The organism is Bradyrhizobium sp. UFLA05-125 (genome assembly GCF_059803515.1).
Map to the genome: position 1 here is coordinate 1 of NZ_JBANBJ010000165.1, position 1,869 is coordinate 1,869.

2 protein-coding genes are annotated in these 1,869 nt (G+C 56.8%); both read right to left on the minus strand.

What is annotated here, in order from left to right; genetic code table 11:
• Positions 1 to 32: 32 nt before the first annotated feature.
• Positions 33 to 146, minus strand: coding sequence for a hypothetical protein (locus SO156_RS45720; protein WP_498539448.1), 114 nt, complete (start codon positions 144 to 146; stop codon positions 33 to 35).
• A gap of 1,463 nt (positions 147 to 1,609) precedes the next feature.
• Positions 1,610 to 1,869 (minus strand): DUF3422 family protein (locus SO156_RS45725; RefSeq protein ID WP_498539449.1); only part of this gene is annotated, 260 nt, incomplete at its 5' end.

The following is a 1,869-nucleotide window of genomic DNA, read 5'->3' on the forward strand; positions in this document are numbered from 1 at the left end:
ATACTGGATGATCCGCGAGTACTTGTGCAGTGCTAGACCGCCTTGACGAAGGCCTTCAGCTTCGCGTCATTCGTTGCGGACTCCGGCTTCAATACGACAAATGTCTTGGTCTTGGTCAGACCTTCCGCGTCCGGCACGGCGATCACGGCGGCTTCGAGAACGGCTGGATATTGAACAAGCGTCGCTCAACTTCGAACGGGCTCACATAGATTCTACTGACCTTGACCATGTCGTCGCTGCGGCCCGCGTAGGCATATGTTCCGTCCGCATTTTTAAGTACTTGTCGCCGCCTGGCTCCCCGTCTGACGACGACTTTCCTTCGTCGTCGCGCAAGGGCGGCCAACGCCCGCATCCCAACATACGCTTTCACATCGCCTCCCGACGGTGGAGCGCAGAAAAACCCGCGGGACGGCCCCGACGCCTGGACCTGGAATGACGCCGAGCCGCCCCTACACCACCGGGGGGGCCTGGTGATGCTATGTTGAACAAAGCAAGTGGTGTGCCGAGCCGAGCCTACATCTACTGCAAGGTTCTTCTGCGAAAAGCGCCCTCGAAGGCGCTTGAATTGCAGCTGACGTCAACGCGTATGTTCCAAGTATTCGCACCGATTGCGATACGTTCATCAAGATCAGAACGACCCCAGCTAGGCTTTGTCGACGATTTTCAGTGATACATTTCTGTCCGGCCGCTCTTTCCTTGCGGCAATATTTGTCACAATTTGAAGATCCAAGTTCGCGTCCTCAACTTCTGTCGGGCGCCGTTCTTTCACACGTAAGATGATCTTGAACGTGCCCCTTCGTGCAACATAGGCACAGATTTCAGCCTTATCTTCGCATGACCCCGCTGAGCCCGCTCCTTCACCCGCGTTGACGCGCTCCCCTCAGTCGTTCTTGGACAATTCAGTAGCAAAGCGAACATCGCTCCGTCTGATAGAGTGAACATCCGACAGAGGAGATGAACCGCTCGAAGTTGCCGCGCTCCTACAGAACAACAGCCGCCGCTGTTGGCCGCTTCGTCGACCTGTCGTATCCAGGACAATACAGAATGTCATCATGTTCATGACAATACTCGTCTGCGACCGCGCAACTGTCGCTGCACGACGAGTCGCCATCCGGCGTTGATTCGATAGGGGGCAATGCGACCAATCCTGTTGATTCCGTCGTCGTCTGGCGAGGTATTACCAAGCCGGCGGATAGCTAGGCCCGCGGCCCCGGCGACCATGAGGGCTCTGGCACGCCTCACTCCGAACCCGTGCAAACGCCGACCTATTAAGCGGCACCGCTCGGGACAGCTCTGGAATGAACTTGCTGGAGATTGACCCGCGAGAGGGACTTAATGGACCGGCATGGATCAGCGAGGCCGAGCTATCGTATCTAATCAGTTGAGTCCGAAATCGAGAACTCCTGCAGGCGATCGTCTGCCGTTACCTCGCCGATAAGAGAAACGATCTCTCATGCTAACCGGCCGAAGCTCGCCGAATAATCAACTTTCATAACTGCAGACTACGCAAAGGCGCGCCAATTGCGCCAACGCGAGATTGAAACACGCCCTTTGGCGCGCCTCACGCGCGCAGCGAGATTTTGTGTCGACGCGCTTTTGCCATGAAAACTTATTTGCCTCCCCTGGACGATGCGTCGTCGGGCTTGAGATGCCGCTTTCGAATATTGTAACTGACGAGCCAGATCACGCCGACGGCGATCGGTACGAAGGCCGCGGTTACGGACGCGGGCTCTACATGCAGTCCGACATCCTGCGCGCCCTTGGCGAGATAGGCAAACAGGCTGACCACATAGTATCCGATTGCCCCAACTGACAAGCCTTCGACCGTGGACTGCAGCCGAAGTTGCTGTCTCGTACGCTCGTTGATCG